Source organism: Streptomyces sp. NPDC054841, from assembly GCF_053611045.1.
The window spans coordinates 1-5398 of sequence record NZ_JBSGZO010000531.1 but is presented as its reverse complement, the minus strand read 5'-3'; the positions used below and the strand labels follow the sequence as shown (position 1 = coordinate 5398).

The window sequence follows — 5398 nt, the reverse complement described above, 5'->3', positions numbered from 1 at the left end:
GGGTGCCGGCGGCACCCTTCGCACCCCGGCCGGCCGTCAGCCTCCGCAGTGGAACCGCGCGTTGCCCCAGTCCGCATGGTCGTTGCCGTTCCCGTCGCCGCCGTCGGTGACGGTCAGATCGACGTACTGGGCGCCGGTGAGGTCCGCGGTCAGCTGCCACGCCGCGTCCGTCGCCCGCAGCACCGGCGACTTCACCTTCTCCGCGCCGTCCGCCGCGACGGCGAACTGCACGCTGCCGCGCGACGTCTGGACGTCGTCGACACCCACCTCCGCGGTGAACGAGGTGCACCGGCCGCCCAGGTAGTAGCGGACCTTCGCCGGGGCGTGTGTCCCGAGGCCCTTCGCGTACGCCACTCCCCCGATCTTCATCGGGCTGCCGTCGCCGGTGCCCGTCTCACCGTTGGAGAGGTCACGCTCGACCGGACCCCAGCCGTTCTCGGCGGACGTCCAGTCCAGATCGCTCGCCCACGCGTCCGCGGTGGGCGGCGGCGGCAGGGTCCGTACGCTCGTCCTCGCGCCGAGCGTGCGGCTCCCGCCGGCGACGGTGTACGTGGCCGACGCGCCGATCTCGTACGCCTTGTACTCGGCGGCCACGGGCGGCGTCACCTGCCAGGTGGCGGTGGCCTTGTCCCCCGGCGCGACCGACTCGAAGGCGACAGGGCCCGCGGGCTCCGCCGTCCATCCCTGGGGCAGCGCCAGGCTCACGGACACCCCGGTCGCGGCCGTCGCCTCGTCGTTCGTGAAGACGGCCTTGACCTCGTTCCCACGCCCCGGTTCCAGCGTCTCGGCGGCCGCGGCCACGCTGAGCGTCCCGCATGCGGACGCGGCAGGGGCCTGCCCGAGGTCGGTCACGGTGAAGCCGTCGAGCACGAAGTCCGCCCCTTCCGGAGCGTCGGCACGCTTCCGCAGCCCGGTCCAGGTGTCCCCGCAGCCCGCCGTGACGGTCTCGGTGAAGTGCCCGGTGGTCCGCTGGGCGCCGAGCGGGGTGCGGCGCGTCTCCACCGAACCGCCGGTGCTCCGGTCGTAGCCCGTGACCCACTCGTACGCACCCACGTGGCTCGACTGGTAGTCGTACTCGACCCGGTAGCTGTGCCCGTCCTTCATCGGCACGGTCCACGGTGCGGTCCGGTACACCAGCCCGCTGTTCTCGTCGTGCGCCTTCAGGGACTCCGCCCCGCCGAGCACGTCGTCGATGAGCTTGCCGTTCCACCCGGCCTGCGTGTACGGCGCGTGCAACTGGCTCACATGGGTGCGCGGGTCCGTCACACCCCCCGCGTCGCCCTTGAGGAACGGTCCCCAGCCCTGGTCGACGGCTTCGAAGTCCTCGTACACGACCGTGCCGTCCTTGACCGCGGGCGCGTTCTCCACCAGCCGTACGTCATCGACCCGTACCGCGGCCGACGGTCCCTGCGCGGCGTCGATCCGGAGGGTCACCGCACCGCCGGCCGGGGCCGTGAAGTTCACCTTGGCGCGCTGGAAGGAGGTGGAGTGCCAGTCGGAGGCCGCGACCTGGTTCCTGGCGGTGGAGCGTTCGACGGTGACGGACCGTCCGCCGGCGGAGAGGACCGTACGGCGCGAGGCCCCCGGCTCGACCTCGATCCATGCGGAGGCGGTGTACCGCTTGCCCGCCGTGAGGCCGGTGATCCGCTGCGCGAGCGAGGCCGCGGCGGTGCCGGTCAGCTCGGCGCTGCTCCTCCCCCGGTCGTCGGTGTCGCGCGCGACCGTGCCGGTCTTCGTCCAGGACCCGAGCCGTGCGTCGTTGAAGCCGGGGTCCTTGACCTTGCCGCCCTCGCCCCACCGCGGGTCCTGCGACGCGGGTGCGCGGTCCGGGTAGAGGACGTACGGCTGCCCGGCGTCCGCGTTGAGGGTGATCTTCCCGTCGACGGGCCGTACGGTCCCGGTCCTCACCCGGCCGTTGTCGGTGAGCCTGTACACGGTGTACGCGCTCGTGCCGGGAACGGCCCAGCTGCTGCTGCCACCGGTCTTGTTGTAGTGGTACAGCTTCTTCCCGCCGTCCCACGGCAGCAGATAACGGTCACCGTCGAGGACCTTGCGTCCGTCGTCGTAGAACGTACGGCGGCCGTCCTCGACCGTTCCGCGCAGCCCGCCGGTGAACGCGATCTCGTTTCCGTTCCAGCGGGTGATCTTCTCCTGCTGCAGGAACTTCGCGGGCAGGTTCCGCTGCCAGATGTTCGTGTAGAAGGCGTTCCAGTCGGTCTCGCCGGTCCAGCCCTCGAAGTCCTCCAGGGCGGTCTGGCCGAGCACCGGGTGGTTGTTCCAGATGTCCTTCTCGCCGTTCCGGATGAACCGGATGATCTGGGAGTTGAGTCCCTTGTTGGTGGCGCCGCCGTAGTCCAGGTCATTGGCCCAGTGCGACCAGAGCGAGGCGCGCTCGAACTTGTCGGACCATTCGGTACCGACGTTCCAGCCCTGTCGCTGCACGGCCTGCACGGTCCTGTCGGCGATCCAGCCGTGCGAGTAGTAGACGTCGATGTACAGGAAGCTCAGATTGCGGTCGGTCTCGTCGCGCAGCTGCTGGAATCTGCGGGCGAGATCACCGCTGTTGATGTCGCGCCGCTGGTCGATGTAGTAGCTCTGGTTGAGCCAGTTCCAGCCGGGCTTGGTCTTGTCGACGAGGGTCTCGCTGAAGTTCTTGGCCTCCGGGTACGACTCGGTGGCGTTGACGTGCACGCCGAAGGTGGCGCCCCACTCCTTTCCCGCCTTCAGCAGCTTGTTGAGGTCCTGGAGCCCGCCGGCGCGCTTGTTGTAGTTGCCGCCGTAGTCGGGGTGGGCGGAGTCGTGCCCCTCGGAGCCGTACCCCTTGAGCACCGCCAGCTGCCCGAGCCCGTCGGTCGCGAGCGAGATCCGCTTGACGTCGTCGAGGGTGCGCAGGAAGGGGTGGGATGCCTGGCTGGCGAAGTTGAACGGAATGTGGGTGACGACCCGGTCGGGGGTCTCGTCGCTGCCGGGCGCCTTCACCCCGATCGTGCGGAAGGCGAGGGCGCCGTCCTGCCAGTCCGTTCTCCCGTCGGCGTTGGCGTCGGGGGTGACGACGACCTTGGCCCAGGGCAGGTTCGCCCCGCTCTCGGGCTGCGGCGCGCCGGCTCCCCGGTACGTCCACTGCCCCGACCACACCCCGACCCGTACGGACCCGTCGTCCGCCTTGCGGGCCTGGTGCCAGAAGCGGGCGTCGTCGCCACCGGTGGCACCGGAGGGCTTGTCGTAGCTGGAGTTCGACTCGACGGCCGCGGCGAGGGAGCCCGTGTTGACCAGGGCGTACGAGGCTCCGACCGGCGTCCCGGCCGGGGTCGCGTCGGTGACCTGGGCGAAGACATCGGCGGTCTTCGTCGAGTCGGGATCGAGCCGGGTGAACGCGGTCGCGGCTCCGGCCTCCGTGCTCCCGACCGAGACCAGGTCGTGCCCGGGGATGTCGATGGTCCCGACCCGGAACGTCTCGGTGTCCCGTACCGCCGTCACCTTGAACGTGGTGGCGCGGCCGGACACCGAGAGCGTCGCGTCGATCTCGACACCCGGGAGACCGGGGAAGGTCAGCGTGTACGCGGCGCTCGCGCCCTGGACGACGGGTGCGGCTTTCGCCTTCACGGGGTGCGCGGTGCCGTTGAGGGTGACCTCCGTGACAGGGCTCGTACTGCCGAGCAGGCGGGCACCGGTGGCGCGGTCGGTGTACGAGAGGACGCGCGGGAAGTCGTCGGCGACGGCGACGGCGAGCTGTCCGGAGGTGAGGACGGCGGCGGCTCCCGGGGCGGCGGGTGCGGCGACGTCCGGGGCGGCGGGCGCGGGCCCGGCCGCGTAGGCGGGGCCCGCCAGCGATACGACGACGGCCGTGGCGGCGGCGACCACGCACGCGGTGCGGCTGCGGGGTCTTGTGGTGAGCGACATGGGGACTGGGTAGCCGGGGCGCGTCGGCACCGTCAACGAAGTCGTACGGGAGCGGCACGGCCAGTCCAACAACCCCGTTCCGTAAGTCCAAGTCGGCGCCCGTGAGGCCGACTTCTGAACGCGGAGAGATCCTGAGAGCGCTCTCAGTCACAAGTATTGACGCCTTCTGCTCGCGCTACGAGAGTGGAGCGCACCCCCACATCCCCCCACCCCGGGAGTGCTCTCGTGATCTCACGACGCCTCTTCCTCACCGGCACCGCCGCCGCGGCAGCCGCCTCCGCCATGGCACTGCCGCTCGGCAGCCACGCCTCAGCAGCTCCCCCCACCTGTGAACTCGCCCTGGAGAACCGCTCCTTGCCGGGCACGGTGCACGCCTATGTCACCGGCCACGAGCAGAGCACCGGCCGATGGATCCTGCTGCGCCCGGACGGCGGCGTGTACCGCCCCGAGTCCCCGTCCGCGCCGCAGACCCCGCTCCCGGTCGACTGCGCGATTCCGCTGCGGCCCGCCGGTTCCGGGCCGGTTGTTCTGACGCTTCCTCAGATGTTCGGCGCCCGCGTCTACTTCGTACGCGACGACAAGCTGGACTTCTTCCTGAACCCCGGACCCGCGCTGGTGGAGCCGGCCTTCGCGACGCCCACCGACCCCAACTACGGCCGTACCTGGTCGTTCTGCGAGTTCACCTTCGACCCGCAGCAGCTGTTCGCCAACATCAGCTACGTCGACCTGCTGACCGCTCTGCCCATTGGCATCACGCTCACCGGCGACGCGACGCACACCGTCGCCCCGCTGCCGTCCGGCGCGCTCCAGCGCATCGCCGACGGCCTCGCCGCACAGGCCGGCACGGACGGGCAGCCCTGGGACAAGCTGGTGATCCGCGGCCCCGGTGGCGGTGTGCTCCGGGTGATCTCGCCCCAGAACCTGATGGCGCCGTACTTCGACCGGCCGGCCGAGATGCCCTTCCGGAACCACTTCGACAGCTACATCGACCAGGTCTGGCAGAAGTACCGCACCACCGACCTGCGGATCGATCTCCAGGGCGGGCGCGGTGTGCGCACCGGGCGGGTCAGCGGCGAAACCCTCACCTTCACCGGTGGCCACACCTTCACCAGGCCCACCTCGAAGGACATCTTCACCTGCAACCACGGGCCCTTCGCCAACAACCCGGGCGACGCGGACGACAAGAAGGGCCTGCTGGCCCGCCTCGCCGCCGGGTTCAACCGCAGCATCATGCTGACGCACCCGGACCAGCCGAACGGCCTCACCTCCGCCGACTACTACCGCGGCCCGGTGACCAACCATTTCGCGCGCGTGGTCCATGCGAACACGCCGATCGGTTACGCGTTCCCTTACGACGACGTCCGCCCCGACGGTCAGCCCGACGTATCGGGCGCGGCGCACGACGGGAATCCGCGGCGCTTCACAGTGACGGTCGGCTCCTGAGCAGGTACCGAGCGACGAGTAACGCGTGACGAGTAACGGGTGCCCCGGCCGAGCC

General features: G+C 70.7%; 2 protein-coding genes. One reads left to right on the top strand and one right to left on the bottom strand.

Translation table 11 applies throughout. From position 1 onward, the window contains the following. Positions 1-36: 36 nt before the first annotated feature. On the bottom strand, positions 37-3900 hold the full coding sequence (locus ACWGI8_RS38520; RefSeq protein WP_453668093.1) for an endo-alpha-N-acetylgalactosaminidase family protein: 3864 nt from the start codon (positions 3898-3900) through the stop codon (positions 37-39). A gap of 225 nt (positions 3901-4125) precedes the next feature. Between ACWGI8_RS38520 and ACWGI8_RS38515 the strand changes: the two genes are divergently transcribed. After that, entirely contained in the window at positions 4126-5343 is a 1218-nt protein-coding gene (locus tag ACWGI8_RS38515; RefSeq protein ID WP_453668092.1) for a glycoside hydrolase family 64 protein, read from the top strand. Positions 5344-5398: the final 55 nt, after the last annotated feature.